General features: G+C 67.4%; 19 protein-coding genes, 1 pseudogene and 1 riboswitch. Of the genes and pseudogenes, 10 read left to right on the top strand and 10 right to left on the bottom strand.

Going from position 1 to position 17895, the window contains the following annotated elements; all coding sequences use genetic code 11:
* Positions 1-84: 84 nt before the first annotated feature.
* Together BN972_RS25625 and BN972_RS25620 are read right to left on the bottom strand one after the other, a co-directional pair.
* Complete coding sequence (locus BN972_RS25625; protein WP_036365902.1) at positions 85-1734, bottom strand: DNA repair helicase XPB; 1650 nt, start codon at positions 1732-1734, stop codon at positions 85-87.
* A 16-nt stretch (positions 1735-1750) separates the two neighbouring features.
* Positions 1751-4006, bottom strand: coding sequence for a helicase-associated domain-containing protein (locus BN972_RS25620; RefSeq protein ID WP_036365007.1), 2256 nt, complete (start codon positions 4004-4006; stop codon positions 1751-1753).
* A gap of 63 nt (positions 4007-4069) precedes the next feature.
* Between BN972_RS25620 and BN972_RS25615 the strand changes: the two genes are divergently transcribed.
* Genes BN972_RS25615 through BN972_RS25600 form a run of 4 tightly spaced genes read left to right on the top strand, consistent with a single transcriptional unit; the run spans position 4070 to position 5675 of the window.
* The gene (locus BN972_RS25615; protein ID WP_036365005.1) at positions 4070-4264 is read left to right on the top strand and encodes a hypothetical protein; all 195 of its coding nucleotides are present in this window, start codon (positions 4070-4072) and stop codon (positions 4262-4264) included.
* Between the two features lie 9 nt (positions 4265-4273).
* Positions 4274-4777 carry a cyclic pyranopterin monophosphate synthase MoaC gene (gene moaC / locus BN972_RS25610; RefSeq protein WP_080697209.1) on the top strand — a complete coding sequence of 168 codons (504 nt, stop codon included), beginning with the start codon at positions 4274-4276 and terminating at the stop codon, positions 4775-4777.
* Positions 4774-5253 carry a MogA/MoaB family molybdenum cofactor biosynthesis protein gene (locus BN972_RS25605; RefSeq protein WP_036364999.1) on the top strand — a complete coding sequence of 160 codons (480 nt, stop codon included), beginning with the start codon at positions 4774-4776 and terminating at the stop codon, positions 5251-5253. The genes moaC and BN972_RS25605 overlap by 4 nt, the downstream gene beginning before the upstream one ends.
* The gene (locus BN972_RS25600) at positions 5250-5675 is read left to right on the top strand and encodes a molybdenum cofactor biosynthesis protein MoaE (RefSeq protein ID WP_036364996.1); all 426 of its coding nucleotides are present in this window, start codon (positions 5250-5252) and stop codon (positions 5673-5675) included. The genes BN972_RS25605 and BN972_RS25600 overlap by 4 nt, the downstream gene beginning before the upstream one ends.
* Before the next feature lie 24 nt (positions 5676-5699).
* On the opposite strand, the gene BN972_RS25595 is transcribed toward BN972_RS25600, so the two are convergent.
* The 4 genes from BN972_RS25595 to BN972_RS25580 form a co-directional block, all read right to left on the bottom strand.
* The gene (locus BN972_RS25595) at positions 5700-6632 is read right to left on the bottom strand and encodes a transglycosylase family protein (protein ID WP_036364992.1); all 933 of its coding nucleotides are present in this window, start codon (positions 6630-6632) and stop codon (positions 5700-5702) included.
* Positions 6633-6641: 9 nt separating this feature from the next.
* Positions 6642-6845: riboswitch (cyclic di-AMP (ydaO/yuaA leader) on the bottom strand.
* 216 nt (positions 6846-7061) lie between these two features.
* Positions 7062-7337 (bottom strand): MoaD/ThiS family protein, encoded by a 276-nt coding sequence (locus tag BN972_RS25590; protein WP_036364989.1) that lies wholly within the window; start codon positions 7335-7337, stop codon positions 7062-7064.
* On the bottom strand, positions 7330-8409 hold the full coding sequence (gene moaA, locus BN972_RS25585; RefSeq protein WP_036364988.1) for a GTP 3',8-cyclase MoaA: 1080 nt from the start codon (positions 8407-8409) through the stop codon (positions 7330-7332). The genes BN972_RS25590 and moaA overlap by 8 nt, the downstream gene beginning before the upstream one ends.
* Complete coding sequence (locus BN972_RS25580; RefSeq protein ID WP_036364986.1) at positions 8406-8807, bottom strand: YccF domain-containing protein; 402 nt, start codon at positions 8805-8807, stop codon at positions 8406-8408. Before BN972_RS25580 ends, moaA begins: the two co-directional genes overlap by 4 nt.
* A gap of 162 nt (positions 8808-8969) precedes the next feature.
* On the opposite strand from BN972_RS25580, the gene BN972_RS25575 reads away from it, so the two are divergent.
* The 3 genes from BN972_RS25575 (at position 8970) to BN972_RS25565 (ending at position 12438) form a co-directional block, all read left to right on the top strand.
* Positions 8970-9389 carry a cold-shock protein gene (locus tag BN972_RS25575; protein WP_036364984.1) on the top strand — a complete coding sequence of 140 codons (420 nt, stop codon included), beginning with the start codon at positions 8970-8972 and terminating at the stop codon, positions 9387-9389.
* 85 nt (positions 9390-9474) lie between these two features.
* Positions 9475-11424 carry an acyl-CoA dehydrogenase family protein gene (locus BN972_RS25570; RefSeq protein ID WP_036364982.1) on the top strand — a complete coding sequence of 650 codons (1950 nt, stop codon included), beginning with the start codon at positions 9475-9477 and terminating at the stop codon, positions 11422-11424.
* Positions 11425-11433: 9 nt separating this feature from the next.
* Positions 11434-12438: a glutathione S-transferase family protein gene (locus BN972_RS25565; protein WP_036364976.1), complete on the top strand. Its 1005-nt coding sequence runs from the start codon at positions 11434-11436 to the stop codon at positions 12436-12438.
* 18 nt (positions 12439-12456) lie between these two features.
* Here the strand turns inward: BN972_RS25565 and BN972_RS25560 are convergent, their stop codons facing one another.
* Both BN972_RS25560 and BN972_RS25555 read right to left on the bottom strand, forming a co-directional pair.
* Entirely contained in the window at positions 12457-12942 is a 486-nt protein-coding gene (locus tag BN972_RS25560) for a DUF2771 domain-containing protein (RefSeq protein ID WP_036364609.1), read from the bottom strand.
* Positions 12939-14615 carry an MFS transporter gene (locus BN972_RS25555; RefSeq protein WP_036364607.1) on the bottom strand — a complete coding sequence of 559 codons (1677 nt, stop codon included), beginning with the start codon at positions 14613-14615 and terminating at the stop codon, positions 12939-12941. Before BN972_RS25555 ends, BN972_RS25560 begins: the two co-directional genes overlap by 4 nt.
* A gap of 156 nt (positions 14616-14771) precedes the next feature.
* Here BN972_RS25555 and BN972_RS25550 point away from each other — a divergent pair.
* Positions 14772-15560, top strand: a pseudogene (locus tag BN972_RS25550) (DUF3027 domain-containing protein); the annotation flags it as partial.
* 188 nt (positions 15561-15748) lie between these two features.
* On the opposite strand, the gene BN972_RS25545 reads toward BN972_RS25550, so the two are convergent.
* On the bottom strand, positions 15749-16204 hold the full coding sequence (locus BN972_RS25545) for an SRPBCC family protein (RefSeq protein WP_036364599.1): 456 nt from the start codon (positions 16202-16204) through the stop codon (positions 15749-15751).
* A 23-nt stretch (positions 16205-16227) separates the two neighbouring features.
* Positions 16228-16497: a DUF2530 domain-containing protein gene (locus BN972_RS25540; protein WP_036364596.1), complete on the bottom strand. Its 270-nt coding sequence runs from the start codon at positions 16495-16497 to the stop codon at positions 16228-16230.
* Between the two features lie 124 nt (positions 16498-16621).
* On the opposite strand from BN972_RS25540, the gene BN972_RS25535 reads away from it, so the two are divergent.
* Together BN972_RS25535 and BN972_RS25530 are read left to right on the top strand one after the other, a co-directional pair.
* Positions 16622-17053, top strand: a complete 432-nt coding sequence (locus BN972_RS25535) for an Rv0880 family HTH-type transcriptional regulator (RefSeq protein WP_036364593.1) — start codon at positions 16622-16624, stop codon at positions 17051-17053.
* The gene (locus tag BN972_RS25530; protein WP_036364590.1) at positions 17050-17889 is read left to right on the top strand and encodes a TrmH family RNA methyltransferase; all 840 of its coding nucleotides are present in this window, start codon (positions 17050-17052) and stop codon (positions 17887-17889) included. Before BN972_RS25535 ends, BN972_RS25530 begins: the two co-directional genes overlap by 4 nt.
* Positions 17890-17895: the final 6 nt, after the last annotated feature.

Below are 17895 nucleotides of genomic sequence, written 5' to 3'. Positions count from 1 at the left end.
AACCCAAAGGGTTCGGTGCGATTCTGCGTCTGCTCGCGGCACAGCGCTAGATAGCGGGCGCAGCGCTAGATTGCGGGCGCAGCGTTAGATAGCGGGCCCCAGCAGGTCGTCGGCGTCGCGGATGATGTAGCCGTAGCCCTGTTCGGCGAGGAACCGCTGCCGGTGTGCGGCGTATTCGGCGTCGAGGCTGTCGCGCGCCACCACCGAATAGAAGATGGCGCCGCCGCCGTCGGCCTTGGGCCGCAGCAGCCGGCCCAACCGTTGGGCCTCTTCCTGTCGGGAGCCGAACGTGCCCGAAACCTGAACCGCCACGGAGGCTTCCGGAAGGTCGATGGAGAAGTTTGCCACCTTCGAGACCACCAGCGTGGAGATCTCACCCCGGCGGAAAGCATCGAACAACGCTTCGCGTTCCTTGGTTTTGGTGGCGCCCTGAATCACCGGCGCGTCCAGCTCCGCGCCGAGCTCGTCGAGCTGGTCGAGGTAGGCGCCGATCACCAGCGTCTGTTCACCCGGGTGGTTCTTCAAAATAGATTTGACCACAGCGATTTTGGTGTGCACCGTCGAACAAAGCCGATAACGTTCCTCCGGCTCGGCGGTGGCGTACATCATCCGCTCGTTGTCGGTCATCGTGACCCGTACTTCCACACACTCGGCCGGGGCAATCCAGCCCTGAGCTTCAATGTCCTTCCACGGCGCGTCATAGCGTTTGGGGCCGATCAACGAGAAGACGTCGCCCTCACGTCCGTCTTCGCGGATCAGCGTGGCGGTCAGCCCCAGTCGCCGTTTGGATTGAAGGTCGGCGGTCATCCGGAATACCGGCGCCGGCAACAGGTGCACCTCGTCGTAGATGATCAGGCCCCAGTCGCGGCTGTCGAACAGCTCCAGGTGGCGGTACTCACCCTTGGTGCGTCGAGTGACCATCTGATACGTCGAGATGGTGATGGGCCGAATCTCTTTGCGCTCCCCGGAATATTCGCCGATCTCGTCCTCGGTCAGCGAGGTACGCGCCACCAGTTCACGCTTCCACTGCCGCGCCGCGACGATGTTGGTGACCAGGATCAGCGTGGTGGCTTGGGCTTTGGCCATCGCGGCCGCGCCGACCAGAGTCTTGCCGGCACCGCAGGGGAGCACCACCACGCCCGAACCTCCAGCCCAGAACGACTCGGTAGCCAGCTGCTGGTAGTCGCGCAGTTCCCAGCCGTCGGGCTGCAGACTGATCGCATGCGCCTCGCCGTCCACGTAGCCGGCGAGATCTTCGGCGGGCCAACCAATTTTGAGCAGCATCTGCTTGACGCGGCCCCGCTCGCTGGGATGGACCACGACGGTGTCATCGTCAATGCGGGCGCCCAGCATCGGGGCGATCTTCTTATTGCGCAGCACTTCCTCGAGCACCGCGCGGTCAAGACTCACCAATGTCAGCCCGTGCGCGGGATGCTTGACCAGTTGCAGCCGGCCGTAACGGGCCATGGTGTCGACGATGTCGACCAGCAACGGCTGTGGGACGGCGTAGCGGGAAAAGCTGACCAGCGCGTCGACAACCTGCTCGGCATCGTGACCGGCGGCGCGGGCATTCCACAGCGCCAGCGGGGTGATTCGGTAGGTATGGACATGCTCGGGGGCGCGCTCCAGCTCGGCGAACGGCGCGATGGCGGCACGTGCGGCACCGGCCAGTTCATGGTCCACCTCGAGCAGCACGGTCTTGTCCGACTGCACGATCAACGGCCCGTCAGGCACCTGCAACTCCTCTCCACTATTCCTCGGCCGCCATTACCGACGTGATGCGGTGGATCGCGAAATCACGCATCCGCCCCGAAGCCGAATCGAACGCCACCAGCTGACCGCCCTTGACGACGACCGGAGCCACCACCCGCTGGGTGGCCACGCCCGCGGCGTCCAGGTATCCGATCAGCACCGTTTCCTGGTCCTGGGCGGCTCGCTGCAGCAACGACATTGCAACCGCGGGGTCCACGCGGTTATTCCCGAACGGCGCCGCGGTCACCTTACGCAGCACGGCGACGACAGCCTGCAGCGTCTCGGCGCTGGGTCGCTGCGCGGGCCGGTACGGCCGGCGCTGCTGCGGCACCGGCACGCGGGCGCCTCGGCTGCGCATGTCCACGATCGCACCGGTGGAATCCTCGGCGGCCGGTGCGAATCCCGCCGAACGCAACGCCACCAGCACGTCGGCTATCGGCGCCGGCGAGACCGCCACGGTCGGCGCGAGCGCGCGCAAATGCAGCCGTTCGGCCGCCGGGGCCGCAATGGCCTGAGCCAGCAGTGCCGGGTCCTCGCAGCGGACAAACGATGCGGCCATGCCGATGCGCAGCTGACCGTGGCGGCGGGCGACGTCGTCAATGAGATAGGTGAGTCCCTGCGGCACCGGGGTTTTGGAATGATGGGCAAAGAAGGCGTGCATCCAGTCGCGGGTTTTGCCGACGTCGAGTGCATGCCGGATCGACTGCTCGCTGACCCGGTAAACCATTGCCGCGCCAGCGGATTCGACAGTAGCGACGGCGGACAGTTCATCGGCGAGGTCACGCTCCAGCGGCCCCGGTACCACGACGGTGAGGTCGGCTTGGAGCAGAAAGTGGTCGATCGGTTCGGGCAACGCATGCGTCATCGCGGCGACGACGGCACCGGGATCGGCGTTGTCGGCAAGCAGGGCGCGACCGGGCGTACTGATCGCTCCGCGCCCCACCAGGCCCAGCGCATGGCTCTCGGCGAGCAGATCGGCGACGGGTTCGGGCTGAAGCCGACGGGCCCAACGCGGGCGGCGCCAGATCAAAGCCGCCGAGGCGCTCTTCGCGTCGACCCCGGCGCCCGGCGGTAGTGCGGCCAGCATGCCCAGCAACAGCCGCCGGTCCAATGGCGCGGCGGTGGAGAACAGCGAATCCGACAGGGCGCCATACGGTTTGGCGTCGGGGCCTCTGGTGCCAATCAATGCTGGCCGGCCCGGCAGCTCCAGCCAGGTGCTGGCCAGTAGGTACCAACGATCGGCGGCGCCGAGCGTGGTGAACCGGTCGGCCGACGTCGTCGGGGCCCAGTATGGCCCATCACCTTGCGAGGGCTCGGGGTCCGGGATGCCACTGGCGATCAGGCCCGCCGCGGCCGAAAGTTCAAGCACCAGCCCGAGCCGCGGCTCGTCGATTCCGGTCATCTTCGAGAGTCGTTTGAGATCACGAACCCCCAAGCCGCCGCTGCGTAGCTCGGCAACCGGTGCGGTACCCAGGTTTTCGAGCAGCACGTCGACCTCGCGCAGCAGGTCGATGACCGCGCCGGCGGCCGCCGCGTCGACGTCCGCGGGTTTGGTTTTCGAGACGGTCGGATCCGGCTGGGTGAGCCGCATCGGGCCCGGGCTCTCGCCGCGCAACACCTGCGCTACGTGGCGCGGCAGGATCACCGTCTCGGCATCGATGCGTCGCAGCAGGCCCGTCGCCAGCAACCGGGGCACCGGCCGGTCCGGCGGAGCGCCGGGGGCCGCGTCGCGGGTGCGTCCCATCGGTGAACCTTCGAGCAGCTTCTCGAGGACTTCGCGTTGCGCATCATCGACCGAAGCGATCAGGGCCGAGATCTCATCCCCGGTATGGGTGCGGTCCTCGAGCGTGACCTGACCGGGATGCCACGGCAAGGCCGTCCCCGCGTCGGCGGCCACGTGCACTGTGTTCTCGCCCCACACCAGCGCGCGGTCCCGAAGGTCGTCCAGTGCGGCGGCGACGTCGTCCTCGGCTGCGTGGTCCCCAAGCAACGTCAGCAACTTCGAGGCCGGGACTGGTTCGGCGTCGGCCTGCAGCACCAAGAGCGCGTCGAGCACGGCCAGCCGCAAGAAATCGAGATCGTCGGTGGCAGCCTTTACCGACTGACGCGCCTGGGCGCGCGCGGCCAGCGCCGCGATGCTGCCGGGCGGCGGCTGGGCGAGGTCCGGTCGCAGCTCCAGCAGCAGGATCAGCCGCTCGTCGGGCAAGTCGGCCAGCCAGGACCCCAGCGGAATATCCGGGGAATGTTCGGTCATTGCTGATCAAGCCTAGGCGCGACCGGCAGCCTTCCGCCGCACACGGTGTGACGACCTGTCAGAATGGAGCGCGTGGCTGACAGAGGCAAAGCAAAGTACGTGGACAACGGCTGGCCGACCACCGACCCGGACGACCACGCGGTGAGCGAACTCGTCACAGACCGCACGGGTGCGCTCTCACCCTTTGGTGAGGTGGTGTTCCCGGTGCCCGCCGACGAGCTGCCCTATGTCCATCCGGTGACCGACGCGACCTGGTAGGTCATCGGCATGTCCGGGGCGGCCGGGCCGTCTGAAGCCCCGGTGAACGCGCTGTCTCACCTCGATGAGCGAGGAGCAGCGCACATGGTCGACGTCACCGAAAAAGGAACGACGCGACGTACCGCCGTCGCGGCCGGTGTCGTGCGTACCGCTGCGGAAGTCGTGGCGCTGATCTCCAGCGGCGGTCTGCCCAAGGGTGATGCGCTGGCCACCGCCCGGGTAGCGGGCATCCTGGCGGCCAAGCGCACCAGTGAGCTGATCCCGTTGTGCCATCAGCTTGCCCTCACCGGAGTGGATGTCGATTTCGCCGTCGGCAAAGCGGAGATCGAGATCACTGCTATGGTGCGCAGCACCGACCGAACTGGGGTGGAGATGGAGGCGTTGACCGCGGTGAGTGTGGCGGCCCTGACCCTGTACGACATGATCAAGGCGGTCGACCCGGCCGCGCGCATCGACGACATTCGGGTACTTCGCAAAGAAGGCGGTCGTCGCGGAAGTTGGGTGCGGCCATGAGCCGCACCGCCCGCGTCATCATCGCCAGCACCCGAGCCGCCAGCGGTACCTACACCGACGAAACCGGGCCGATCATCGCGGAATGGCTGGAGAAGCACGGGTTTTTGCCGGTGCAGCCTCAGGTGGTCGCCGACGGCAACCCGGTCGGTGAGGCACTGAACGATGCTCTCGACGACGGTGTCGACGTGGTGATCACCTCCGGCGGCACCGGCATCTCCCCCACCGACAGCACCCCGGAACAGACTGTGGCCGTGCTGGATTTCGTCATTCCCGGGCTGGCCGACGCCATCCGGCGTGCGGGCGAGTCAAAGGTGCCGACCGCGGTACTGTCGCGCGGGGTGTGCGGGGTGGCGGGCCAGACGTTGATCATCAACCTGCCGGGATCGCCCGGCGGCGTTCGGGACGGACTCGGGGTCCTCGCCGAGGTGCTCAACCACGCACTGGATCAGCTCGCCGGCAAAGATCACCGGCGATGACCCTGGTCCTGCGCGCCGCAGTGACCGAGCAGCCGATCTCGCTCGCCGAACACGAGGCCCTGGTCGGCCACCAGTCCGCGGGAGCCGTCGTCGGCTTCGTCGGCATGATCCGCGACCACGACGGCGGACGGCAGGTGGTGCGGCTCGAATACTCCGCACACCCGTCGGCTCAGCAGGTGTTCGCCGAGGTGGTCGCCGACGTCGCCGAGCGAGCCAGCGGTGTGCGCGCGGTCGCGGCCAGCCACCGTATCGGGGTACTACACATCGGGCAGGCCGCTTTGGTGGCCGCGGTCGCCGCGGACCATCGCCAGGCCGCTTTCAGCACCTGCGCGGAGTTGGTGGACACCATCAAGGAACGACTACCGGTGTGGAAGCACCAGTTCTTCGACGACGGTGGTGAGGAATGGGTGGGTTCGGCCTGAACCGGCTGGGCTCAGGCCGCCACCTCAGCTGATCGGGCCCGCCGCGAACGCGTCGAGCGCGTCGTTACCGGCAACTCCCTGGTCGACGATCGCCTGCCACAGCTGCTGGGTGTAGCCGACGGTCGAGACCTCGTGGATCGTGACGGGCTGCGGGGCCTCGGCGGGCGCCGGCGGCACCTCGGCGGGCTGGAAGCCGGCCTCGATGACCGGGGGAGCGACCTCCGGAGCGGGCGGCACGTCGCCGGGCGCCGGTGCGATTTCCTCGGGGGCCGGCGGCAGCTCGGCAGGCGCCGGCGGGAGCTCCTCGGCCGGCGCGGGCGGCAGCTCGGCGGGTGCCGGCGCGAGTTCGGCCGGCGCGGGCGGAAGTTCGGCCGGCGCGGGCGGCAGCTCGGCCGGAGCCGGTGCCAGCTCGACGGACGCGGGGGTCACCTGGGCGGGAGCAGGCAGGTCGTTTCCGGCCAGCTGCACCCCGGGGGCGGGCGCCACGGCGGGCGGCGGCACGTCACCCGGCGGCGGGGCCAGCTCGCCGTTCAGGCCAGGGGCGTCCAGCGGCTGGTCGAGGCCGGCCGGCTGGGGAAGTGCGTTGCGCGGCGTGGGGCCCGACAGCCCGGTGCCGCACACCGGCCAGGCGCCGCGGCCCTGGGTGGCCAGCACGCGCTCGGCGATGGCGATCTGCTGGTCCTTGGTGGCCAGCTGGGCCGAGGGCGCGAACTCACTGCCGCCGTGCGAGGCCCAGGTGCCGGCCGCGAACTGAACGCCGCCGTAGAACCCGTTACCGGTGTTGATCGACCAGTTGCCGCCGGACTCGCAAGCAGCGACGCGGTCCCATTCCTGGTCGGTCGCGGCGGCTGCCTGGGCGGCCATGGCGATGCTGCCGCCGCCCAGCACGGCGCCGGTGAAGGCAACCTTGGCGACGCTGACGCTGGAGGTAGTGGGCTTACGGTGCCGTCCACTCATACGCTCAGAAATTCCTCTCGTGTGCACGCCTGCGAGGTCAGCTGTCGGGTTCGGGTGGAAGAGGTCACCCGGCCGCATCGGTCACCGTTGACGCAACGTCGGCTTCACCCCTAGGGCCGCACGGCCCGGTCCGATCTCGGCGGACCTGGTGGGTCCCCCGCCTCCATCCGCGGGTCGGAATCCCTCACCTACTGGATGGAGCTCGGCGCGTTATAGGTAAGGGAGGGCTCGTCATTCGGGTTGGTTTGACGAACCCCCCGAGACGCTAGCGGGTTCAAGCGATCTCGTCACGTCTGGATGAAACGGGCGTTTTGGTCACAGCCGCCGCGCAAAACGCCAGGAACGGTCGACGTTTGCCCAGCTCATAGCACCCGAAATCGGAGCGTGGCCGGGTTGTTATCTTTCCGTTACGTGAGATATGTCACAGTTTTAACCGCCAGCGAAGGGCGGAAGTACGTCAACCGTGTTTCCGGCGGATAACGTCGACGTCTCATCTCGGACGGCAATTCCGTCCAGTAGATAGGAGCAGCGGCTCAACACCGTTGCCAGCGGAGTACCCCGATTCGCGAGTTCCTTAATCAACTCGGCCACGGTGGTACCCGTTCGCAACGCGAGCGTTTCCGACTCGGTACCCGCCGCCGCGCGGGCAGCCGCGAAGTAGCGAACGGTGACCGCGATCTGATCCGCGCTGGATTTCTCAGCCACCGATGGCACTCATCGGTCGGTCGGGTTGGACGAACCCGGCGTCGTTGATGCCGTGGCCGGCGGGCTTGCCCCACATCGCCGCGCGCCATGCCGCCTCGATGGTGTGATCGTCGGCGCCGCCGCGCAGCAGCCCGCGGAGGTCGGTCTCCTCGGTGGCGAACAGGCAGCTGCGAATCTGCCCATCGGCGGTCAGCCGGGTGCGGTCACACGCCGAGCAGAACGCGTGCGACACCGAGGCGATGATGCCGAATTTTCCGGACGGGGTGTTCGGGCCCGTGTCGACCAGCCACAGCTCGGCGGGCGCCGAACCCCGCGGCGCCGGGTCGGGCCGGAGCCGGAAATGCGGCCGCAGGGCCGCGAGCACATCGTCGGCGCTTAGCCCGGCGCCACGGCGCCACTGATGGCCGGCGTCGAGGGGCATCTGCTCGATGACGCGCAACTGATAGCCCAACCCGAGGCAGTACCGCAATAGTTCGACGACGTCCTCGCGGCCGGTGGCGGGGTCCAGCACCGCGTTCACCTTGACCGGTCCGAGTCGGGCCGCGCTGGCGGCCGTCAGCCCGGCCAGCACGTCGTCGAGGCGGTTGCGGCGGGTGATGGCGGCGAAGTGGTCGGGGTCGATGCTGTCCAGCGACACGTTGACCCGGTCCAGACCGGCCGCGGCCAATGCCGCCGCCCGTCGGGCCAGCCCCACCCCGTTGGTGGTCAGGGATATCTCCGGACGGGGATCCAGGCTCGCGGCTCCGGCAATGACGTCTTCGAGGTGGCGCACCAGTAGTGGCTCACCGCCGGTGAACCGCACGCTGGTGACGCCCAGCCGGGTCACGGCGATGCGCATCAGCCGGATCAGTTCCTCCGGGGTGAGCAGCTCGTCGCCGGGCAACCAATTCAGACCCTGCTCAGGCATGCAGTAGGTGCACCGCAGATTGCAGCGGTCTGTCAGGGACACCCGCAGATCGGTCGCGATGCGGCCGTAGGTATCGATCAGCGGGCCTTGCGCGGGGGCACCCTCCGACGACCCACTCGAACGCGGACCCGGCACGGTTGGCAGTCCCAGCGCGGTCAGGGTCATGCCGGTACCCCATAACGGCCCGGCGCGTCGGCCGGAACGATTTCCTTGCCCAGCGGCACCAGCGACACCGGGATCAGTTTGAGGTTCGCCAGTGCCAAGGGAATCCCGATGATCGTGATGGCCATCGCCAGCGCGCTCGCCAGATGCCCGATCGCCAGCCAGATTCCGAACAGCAGCACCCAGATGACGTTGCCGATCAACGCGCCCGTCCCAGCGCCCGGCTTCTCGACGATCGTCCGGCCGAACGGCCACAGCGCGTAGGACGCGATGCGCAGCGACGCGAAGCCGAACGGGATGGTGACGATGAGCAGGAAGCAGACAAGCGCAGCGAGCAGGTATCCGAGGGCCAACCAGAGGCCACCGAAAACCAACCAGATGACATTCAGGATCAGGCGCATATCTCCTCCAGCGGTAAGACCAGGGTACCGAGTGGCGGGTAAACCGGGGTGCTCGGTGGTGAACCGCGCGAGTAGGATCTGAGATCGTCATCGCGTCCTGTGCATGCGGGACGCGTTTTATGTTGCATACCCAGTGATTCGTCAGACAAGCAGGTGAGAGCAGTGCCGACCGGCAAAGTGAAGTGGTACGACCCCGAAAAGGGGTTCGGCTTCCTGTCGCAGGAGGACGGCGAAGACGTTTACGTCCGCTCTTCGGCGTTGCCCGAAGGTGTCGAGGGCCTCAAAGCTGGTCAGCGCGTCGAGTTCGGCATCGCGTCCGGTCGGCGCGGACCGCAGGCGCTGAGCCTCAAGCTGATCGACCCGCCGCCGAGCCTCACCAGGACCCGTCGCGAGGCAGCGCGTCAGGCGCCGGCCGAACACAAGCACAGCCCCGACGAACTGCACGGCATGCTCGCGGATCTGATCACCTTCCTCGAGGACAAGGTGCAGCCGGAGTTGCGCAAGGGCCGCTACCCGGACCGCAAAACCGCGCGCCAGGTCTCCGAGGTGGTGAAGGCGGTCGCCCGGGAGTTCGAGGCTTAGCGCGTCTGGGCGCGCCTGGCTCGGCGTATCCTCACCCGAAGCGGGTATCCCGGTCTAGTCGGGATGCATCGGCGAGGAGGCGGCAATGGCACAGCAAGAGGTCACCGAGGAACAAGCGCGAGCCGTCGCCGAGGAATCTCGCGAAAGCGGTTGGGACAAGCCATCTTTTGCCAAAGAGCTGTTCCTGGGACGCTTCCCGCTGGAGCTGATTCACCCGTTCCCCACGCCAGCCGCCGCCGAGGAGGCGCGCACCAAGGACTTCCTGGGCAAGCTCAAGCAGTTTCTTACCGGCATCGAGGGTAGCGTCATCGAGCGCGAGGCACGGATTCCCGACGAATACGTCAAGGGTTTGGCCGATCTGGGCTGCTTCGGCATGAAGATCCCGACCGAGTACGGCGGTCTCGGCATGTCGCAGGTTGCTTACAACCGCGCGCTGATGCTGGTGACGACCGTGCACCCCAGCCTGGGGGCGTTGCTGTCGGCGCACCAGTCGATCGGTGTGCCCGAGCCGCTCAAGCTGGCCGGGAGTGAAGAGCAGAAGCGAAAGTTCCTGCCGCGGTGCGCCGCCGGCGCGGTGTCGGCGTTCCTGCTCACCGAACCGGACGTGGGTTCCGACCCCGCCCGGTTGGGTTCCACGGCGACACCGGTGGACGACGGTCGGGCCTACGAACTCGAAGGCGTGAAACTGTGGACCACCAACGGGGTGGTCGCCGATCTGCTCGTGGTGATGGCTCGCGTTCCCAAGAGCGACGGGCACCGCGGCGGCATCAGTGCCTTTGTGGTGGAGGCTGATTCGCCCGGGATTACCGTCGAGCGGCGTAACCAGTTCATGGGTCTGCGCGGCATCGAGAACGGCGTGACCCGGATGCACAAGGTGCATGTTCCGGCCGAGAATCTGATCGGCCGAGAAGGCGACGGGTTGCGGATCGCGTTGACCACCCTCAACGTCGGGCGACTGGCGTTGCCCGCCATGGTGACCGGTTCGGCCAAGTGGTCGTTGAAGATTGCGCGAGAATGGTCGCGCGAGCGCGTGCAGTGGGGCAAGCCGGTCGGCAAACATGAAGCGGTGGCCCGCAAGATCGCGTTTATGGCGGCGACCACCTATGCCCTCGACGCGGTGGTGGAGTTGTCCGGTCAGATGGCTGACGAAGGGCGCAACGACATTCGGATCGAGGCGGCACTGGCGAAGCTGTGGTGCAGCGAAATGGCCTGTGTCATCGCCGATGACCTGATGCAGGTCCGCGGCGGGCGCGGGTATGAGACGGCCGAGTCGCTCGCGGCGCGTGGCGAGCGTGCCGCGCCGGTGGAGCAGTCCCTGCGCGACCTGCGGATCAACCGCATCTTCGAAGGCGCCAGTGAGATCATGCGGCTGCTCATCGCCCGCGAAGCCGTCGATGCGCACCTGGCCGCAGCCGGTGACCTGGCCAAGCCCGACGCTGACCTGCGCCAGAAGGCCGCGGCCGCCGTCGGTGCGAGCGGCTTCTACGCAAAGTGGTTGCCCAAGTTGGTATTCGGTGAGGGGCAGCGACCCACGGCGTACGGCGAATTCGGGCCGTTGGCGTCACACCTGCGGTTCATCGAACGTTCCAGCCGGAAACTGGCCCGCAACACCTTCTACGGGATGGCACGCTGGCAGGCCAAGCTGGAGCAGAAGCAGGGTTTCCTGGGTCGCATCGTCGACATAGGTGCCGAGCTGTTCGCGATGGCCGCAGTGTGCGTCCGCGCGGAAGCGCAGCGGGCAGCGGATCCAGTGATCGGTGAGCAGGCCTATGAGTTGGCCGAATTGTTCTGCGAGCAAGCGACTTTACGGGTTGAGGCGCTGTTCGAAGCCTTATGGAGAAACACCGACAGCGGCGATGTACGGTTGACCAACGATGTACTGGAGGGTCGCTACAGCTGGGTGGAAGATGGCATCCTCGACCAATCGGAGGGGAGAGGGCCATGGATCGCAGCGTGGGAGCCGGGCCCGTCGACCGAAACGAATCTGGCCCGGCGATTCACCAGCGGCTCAGAACCGACCGCGGCGAGCGTGTAAGGCGGCCTGATGGGTAGCTATGTTGCCGGTACCGGCGAATTCAACCGTGACACCAACTACATCACCACCCGCATCACGGCTGACGGGCGCGACGGCTACCCGGTGGAGCCGGACCGCTACCGGCTGGTGGTCGCCCGGGCGTGCCCGTGGGCCAATCGCACCATCATCGTTCGCCGGCTGTTGGGTCTGGAATCCGTTCTCTCCATTGGATTTTGCGGACCCACCCACGACGAGCGCAGCTGGACATTCGACCTCGACCCAGGTGGCGTGGATCCGGTGCTCAAGATTCCGCGGTTGCAGGACGCCTTCTTCAAGCGAATCCCCAACTACGACAAGGGCATCACGGTGCCGGCGATCGTGGACATCCCGACCGGGGCGGTGGTCACCAACGACTTCGCGCAGATGACCATGGACTTCTCCACCGAGTGGACCCCCTACCACCGCGACGGTGCGCCGCAGTTGTATCCGGAGAAGTTGCGGGACGAGATCGACGAGGTCAGCACGCGGATCTACACCGAGATCAACAATGGGGTCTACCGGTGTGGCTTCGCCGGCTCACAGGACGCCTACGGAAAGGCCTACGACCGGTTGTTCACCGCGCTGGACTGGGTGAGCGACCGGCTGGCCCGCCAGCGGTTCCTGGTAGGGGACACCATCACCGAGGCGGACGTGCGGCTGTTCACCACGCTGGCGCGCTTCGATCCGGTGTATCACGGTCACTTCAAGTGCAATCGCACCAAGCTGTCGGAGATGCCGGTGCTGTGGGCCTATGCCCGGGATCTGTTCCAAACGCCGGGTTTCGGCGACACCATCGACTTCGTGCAGATCAAGCAGCACTACTACATCGTGCACGCCGACATCAACCCGACCGGCATTGTGCCCAAGGGGCCGGACCTCGCGGGCTGGCGGACGCCGCACGGTCGGGAGGAACTAGGTGGCAGGCCGTTCGGCGACGGCACCCCGCCCGGACCCACCCTCGAAGGGGAACGCGTGCCACCCGGACACGGCGCGTAGGTGTGCCTTAGCCCGGTGTCAAAACGTCAGGCGTACCGACCATTCCGCATGCGGAGCCTCGCGTAGTTCACCGTTGTCGACGACCAGCGTCAGCAGCTGCACGACCAGCCCCGCCAGCCGTCCCCGATGCGGGTCGACAGTCGGAATGGTAAGAGCCAAGCGGGAATTGGGCCGAAAGAAGGTGGTCGCGGTGTTGGTCGGATCGTCGTAGATCTGCAGCAACCGCCAGGGGGCCCGGCCGATGGCGTCGGGCACCGAGAGCTGCACCGGATAGCGCTCACTGACCCGGAGTTCGCCCTGCGACTGCGGAGTTTGGCAGTCGTTGAGATTGAGCACGTTGCAGTACATGTAGGGGCCAACCCGCGTGGAGTGGCCGTGTGAGTAGGCGCTGATCGTCGGCCAGTGCGGACCGGAGGACCGCAGCACCAACCACGTACCGATCCCGGCGCCGACGGCCAGCACCAGTGCAATGACCGTAAGCAGCACGGCCCCAGAGCGTTTCACCGTGGCATCGCGCTCGTCGTCGAAGCGCCGCGGCGCCCTCCCTCCTGCTCGACCATCACCGGCCGGTTGCCGCCGAGTCCAGGAATGAGCGAGTCACCCCGGAAACTGACGATCGTCTGGGCCAAGCCGAGAATCAACAGCGCGCTGACCGCGGTGAACCCGACCCACAGCTCGGTGTACACCAACACCCCCACCGCGCCGCCCAGCACCCAGGCGAGTTGCAGGGTCGATTCCGATCGGCCGAACCCGGAGGCGCGTGACTCCTCGGGCAGATCGTGCTGCAGCGAGGCATCCAGTGAGGCCTTGGCGATGGCACTCGATCCGGACGTGATTAGGGTGGCCACGGCGGCGACGACCAGATTCCCGGCGACCGCGGCGGCCAACGCGAACGCGGTGACCACCAACGTGCAGCGCACCACCAGCACGGCCGGTCGGCCTAGTTTGAGCCTGGCGCTGGCGAAATTGCCGGCAAAGTTACCGATGGCGGCGGCGGCGCCGATAATTCCGAGCATGGCCAGCTGCACCCAGCCGTCGGCGTCATGGGCCTTGGCGACGAACGCCGGATACAGAAACAGGAAGCCGACCATCACCTTGATCGTGCAGTTGCCCCACAGCGAGGTGATGATGTTGCGGCCCAACGGTTGCCGGAGTTTGCCGCCGACCTGCTTGGGTTCCTCCTGCCAACTGAGGTGTGCCGCGTCGCTGTGCCGGTGATAGCTCAATGTGGCCGGTACCTCGCCCGCGGTCACCTCCACCCAGCTCGGAATCCGCATCGACAGCAGAGCGCCGACGATGGTGATGCCGACGACGACGAACAGGGCGCCGGGCAGCTTGAACAGATGGGTGCACGCGAACTCGACACCGGCTGCGATCGCTCCGCCGGCGATGGTGCCGCCGAGGAGGCCGAAGACGGTCAGCCGCGAATTGACCCGGACCAGGTCGATGCTCGGCGGCATGACCCGCGGCGTCACCGCGCTGCGCAGCACGCTGAATGACTTCGAGAAAACCATCATGGCCAGCGCGCAGGGGTACAACACCCAGGGCGGGAAGCTGCCGCTGGCACCGTCGTAGTTCATGACCAGGATCAAGGCCAATGCGGTGCGCAGCGCGAAGGACAGGGCGAGCGCTACCCGCCGGCCATGCTGCAGTTTGTCCAGCGCCGGCCCGATCAGCGGCGCGATGACGGCGAACGGTGCGATGGTGATCAATAGGTACAGCGCGACTTTGGATTTGCTCTCACCGCTGGCCGCCGCGAAGAACAGCGTGTTGGCCAAGGCCACCGCCATCGCGGAGTCGACGGCGAAGTTAGCCATCACCGGCCAGGTCAGCGCCGTGAGCCCGGACTTGTCGGCGCCGTCGGCGGTGGCGGCGCGCTGCACCATCCAGTACATCCGCGATCCCATTTCGCGGCTGCGCATGGCAGCGGCGCGGGTGACGGTGATCCGTTCACCGTTGGCGTAGCCACGCTGTGGCGGCGGCTCGCTGGGATGCTCCGGCGGCGGGTCCTCACCCAGCGGGGGCAGGTAGCGGTTGGCGCTGGGCATCGGCGGGGGCCGGCGGCGCCGATAGTCGGCGTCGCGATCGTCTTGGGCCGGGTAGTTCGCCATACCTGGATGCTCTTGGTAGGACCTCGGTGGTCCTTTGGGGGGTCGGCGGCCCGGCGGTGGGGCCATTCGGCCCGGATGGTCACCTCGCCGTGCGGACACCATTCAATTCTGTCCTATGCCGCCTCGCTGCGGAGGAAACCGGGTGTGGCTCGGCCTCCGTGTCTCTCGCAAGAGCGGTGCAGTAGGGAAGGGTGACGAGTGCGGTGACGTTAAGCTGTGACCGTGACCGGACCCAGTGACGAGACCGCCCAGGAGGGCGGCGCCGTGACGGTGGCCGAGTGGCCTGACGAGCTGGCGGGCGTGCTGACCGGTGCGGCCGAGCAGGCCCGTGCTGCCGTGGCCGAGTTCAGTGGAGCCGACGCCGTCGGGGACTATTTGGGCGTCACCTATGAGGACCCGAATGCCGCCACCCATCGGTTCCTGGCGCATGTGCCGGGCTATCAGGGCTGGCAGTGGGCCGTCGTCGTCGCTGGGTATGCCGGCGGTGACCGCGCCACGATCAGTGAAGTGGTGCTGATTCCGGGACCGACGGCGCTGTTGGCGCCCGAATGGGTGCCGTGGGAGCAGCGCGTGCGGGCCGGGGACTTGAGCCCGGGCGACCTGTTGGCTCCCGCGAAGGACGACCCGCGACTGGTGCCCGGCTACACCGCCAGCGGTGACCCGGAGATCGACGAGGTCGCGGCCGAGATCGGCCTGGGCCGGCGTTGGGTAATGAGCGCCTGGGGCCGCGCCGATGCGGCCGAGCGATGGCATGAAGGCGACTTCGGTCCCCACTCGGCGATGTCGCGCTCGACCAAGCGGGTGTGCCGCGATTGTGGGTTCTTCCTTCCGCTGGCCGGATCGCTGGGTGCGATGTTCGGGGTTTGCGGGAATGAGCTGTCCGCGGACGGGCATGTCGTCGACAAGCACTATGGCTGCGGTGCCCACTCAGATACCCCGGCGCCAGCGGGCACCGGATCGCCGATGTACGAGCCGTACGACGACGGCGTGCTGGACGTCGTGGACAGGCCGGTCGTTGAGCCGGCCGGCGCCGTCGAGCCTGCTGACGCTGCCGAACCTGCTGAGTCTGCTGACGCTGCTGACGCCACCGAGGCCGCTGATGCTGCCAAGCCTGCCGACGCTGCCGAGCCTGCCGACGCTGCCAAGCCTGCTGACGCTGCCGAGCCTGTTGACTCCGGCGACCCTGCTGACTCCGGCGACTAACTCTGCTCGGCGGCGGCCTTGATCCGCGCTAGTGACGCGTTCATACCCTCGACCAACTCGCGCTCGAAGCTTTCGGTTCCGCCCATCAGTGCGTTGACCGACATGCTGGAGAAGGCGCTTACTCCGTTCTCGGCGTGACGGCTTTCGGTCACCCGAGTGCCCTCGCCGTTGGGTTCAAGTTCATAGCTCCAGATGGTCCGGTTGATGTCCACCCGGAATGCCAGCTTCTGCTCGGGGATCACCTCCACGACCGTGCTCGTGGTGGGCCAGAACAACCGGTTGCGCCGGTTCATGTTCAGCGTCCGCGTGCCGGTACGCAATGGGCCGAATTGGCGCAGCCAGCGACACTGCGGGCTCCACTGCGGCATGCGCTGCAGGTCCGATATCAACTCCCAGACCTTCGCGGGTGGTGCGTCGATATCGATCGATGCCTGAAGCAGCGGGGCTGCCATGCGACCTCCTACGTTGCTGGATGTCATTTTTTGTCGAGATAGGTTTCCAGTCCGGACTGCGCGCCGCGGGCTCCGCGTCGGGCGGCGGCGAGCTGCCAAACGAAGATGCTGGTACCCAGCACGCCCACTCCGAGTCCGGCGATCGACACCGGTCGCCACGTCTGCAGGCTCGGTATCAGGAACGCGGCAGCCACAGCGACCAGCCAACCAAGCGCGCCGACCGCGATGACCGGCCAGACCGCGAGCAGGGCAGGCGGCAATGGCGGCGGTTCCGGTGCGGGCTCGTCACTCATCGCGTTTCAAGATAGTCCGCCGCTGCAACGGCAAGACAGCGGTCCTGATGCCCAGTAGCGCTGACAGCGGCGGTGTTCGCCGTTTCTTAGCCAAGTTTCGGAATTTCCGTTGTAACCTCGCGCTGTGCCTGACAGCGATGCGCGGTTAGCTGCCGATTTGTCGTTGGCGGTCATGCGGTTGGCCCGTCAACTCCGGTTCCGCAACCCGTCGGCGCCCGTGTCGTTGTCGCAGTTGTCGGCGTTGACGACGCTGGCCAACGAAGGCGCTATGACCCCCGGTGCGCTGGCGATCCGCGAACGGGTTCGACCGCCGTCGATGACGCGGGTGATCGCGTCGCTGGCCGACGAGGGTTTGGTTGATCGCGCCCCGCACCCCGTCGATGGCCGGCAGGTGCTGGTTTCGGTGTCCGAATCGGGCGCTGAGTTGGTCAAAGCCGCCCGACGGGCTCGGCAGGAATGGCTGGCCGAGCGGTTGGCGACCCTGAACGACGAGCAGCGCGACATCCTGCGCAATGCGGCCGACCTGATCTCGGCCTTGGTCGACGAAAGCCCGTGACCGCACCTCCTCCCGACCTCGACGTTCAGGACGTCACCGAGCCCGACGACCCACGCCTCGACGATTTCCGAGACCTGAACAGCGTCGACCGACGGCCCGACCTGCCGACCGGCAAGGGGCTGGTGATTGCCGAGGGTGTGCTGGTGGTGCAGCGCATGCTCGCGTCGCGGTTCACCCCGCGCGCGCTGTTGGGCACCGATCGCCGGCTGCAAGAGCTCCGGGACGACCTGGCAGGGACATCAGTGCCCTACTTCCGGGCCTCGGCCGAGGTGATGGCGCAGGCGGTGGGATTTCACCTCAACAGGGGTGTGTTGGCCTCCGCAAGCCGGGTACCGGAGCTCAGCGTCACCGAAGTCGTCGAGGCTGCCCACACTGTCGCCGTACTCGAGGGCGTCAACGACCACGAGAATCTGGGTTCGATCTTCCGCAACGCCGCCGGCCTGGGGGTGGACGCCGTGGTGTTCGGCAGCGGCTGCGCCGATCCGCTCTACCGCCGTGCCGTACGGGTGTCGATGGGTCACGCTTTGCTGGTGCCCTATGCCCGGGCCGGCGATTGGCCCGCTGATCTTGCGCTGCTGCAAGACCGCGGGTTTCGGCTGCTGGCGATGACCCCGCAGGGCGACGCCCGGGATCTGCCGCAGGCGGTGGCCGCCGTACGGGACCAACCCATCGCGTTGTTGGTCGGCGCGGAGGGCCCGGGCCTGACCAGGGCCGTCCTGCGGATCGCCGACATGCGGGTACGCATCCCGATGTCGCGTGGGACCGACTCGCTCAATGTCGCGACCGCGGCCGCGGTCGCGTTCTACGAGCGGGCCCGCTCGCTGGCGACGGGTTAGGGTCGG

Origin of the sequence: Mycobacterium asiaticum DSM 44297, assembly GCF_000613245.1 — a bacterium.
Lineage (GTDB): Bacteria > Actinomycetota > Actinomycetes > Mycobacteriales > Mycobacteriaceae > Mycobacterium > Mycobacterium asiaticum.
Note: the sequence above shows the minus strand (reverse complement) of the source record. Positions and strands in the feature narration are given on the sequence as shown.

Excerpts from the sequence above, each read along its gene's own strand:
- BN972_RS25600 (WP_036364996.1), top strand. The coding sequence starts at position 5,250 with ATGACCCTGGTCCTGCGCGCCGCAGTGACCGAGCAGCCGATCTCGCTC.
- moaC (WP_080697209.1), top strand. The coding sequence starts at position 4,274 with ATGTCCGGGGCGGCCGGGCCGTCTGAAGCCCCGGTGAACGCGCTGTCT.
- BN972_RS25605 (WP_036364999.1), top strand. The coding sequence starts at position 4,774 with ATGAGCCGCACCGCCCGCGTCATCATCGCCAGCACCCGAGCCGCCAGC.
- BN972_RS25545 (WP_036364599.1), bottom strand. The coding sequence starts at position 16,204 with ATGGCAGCCCCGCTGCTTCAGGCATCGATCGATATCGACGCACCACCC.
- BN972_RS25555 (WP_036364607.1), bottom strand. The coding sequence starts at position 14,615 with ATGGCCCCACCGCCGGGCCGCCGACCCCCCAAAGGACCACCGAGGTCC.
- BN972_RS25580 (WP_036364986.1), bottom strand. The coding sequence starts at position 8,807 with ATGCGCCTGATCCTGAATGTCATCTGGTTGGTTTTCGGTGGCCTCTGG.
- moaA (WP_036364988.1), bottom strand. The coding sequence starts at position 8,409 with ATGACCCTGACCGCGCTGGGACTGCCAACCGTGCCGGGTCCGCGTTCG.
- BN972_RS25595 (WP_036364992.1), bottom strand. The coding sequence starts at position 6,632 with ATGAGTGGACGGCACCGTAAGCCCACTACCTCCAGCGTCAGCGTCGCC.
- BN972_RS25620 (WP_036365007.1), bottom strand. The coding sequence starts at position 4,006 with ATGACCGAACATTCCCCGGATATTCCGCTGGGGTCCTGGCTGGCCGAC.
- BN972_RS25615 (WP_036365005.1), top strand. The coding sequence starts at position 4,070 with ATGGAGCGCGTGGCTGACAGAGGCAAAGCAAAGTACGTGGACAACGGC.
- BN972_RS25540 (WP_036364596.1), bottom strand. The coding sequence starts at position 16,497 with ATGAGTGACGAGCCCGCACCGGAACCGCCGCCATTGCCGCCTGCCCTG.
- BN972_RS25565 (WP_036364976.1), top strand. The coding sequence starts at position 11,434 with ATGGGTAGCTATGTTGCCGGTACCGGCGAATTCAACCGTGACACCAAC.
- BN972_RS25570 (WP_036364982.1), top strand. The coding sequence starts at position 9,475 with ATGGCACAGCAAGAGGTCACCGAGGAACAAGCGCGAGCCGTCGCCGAG.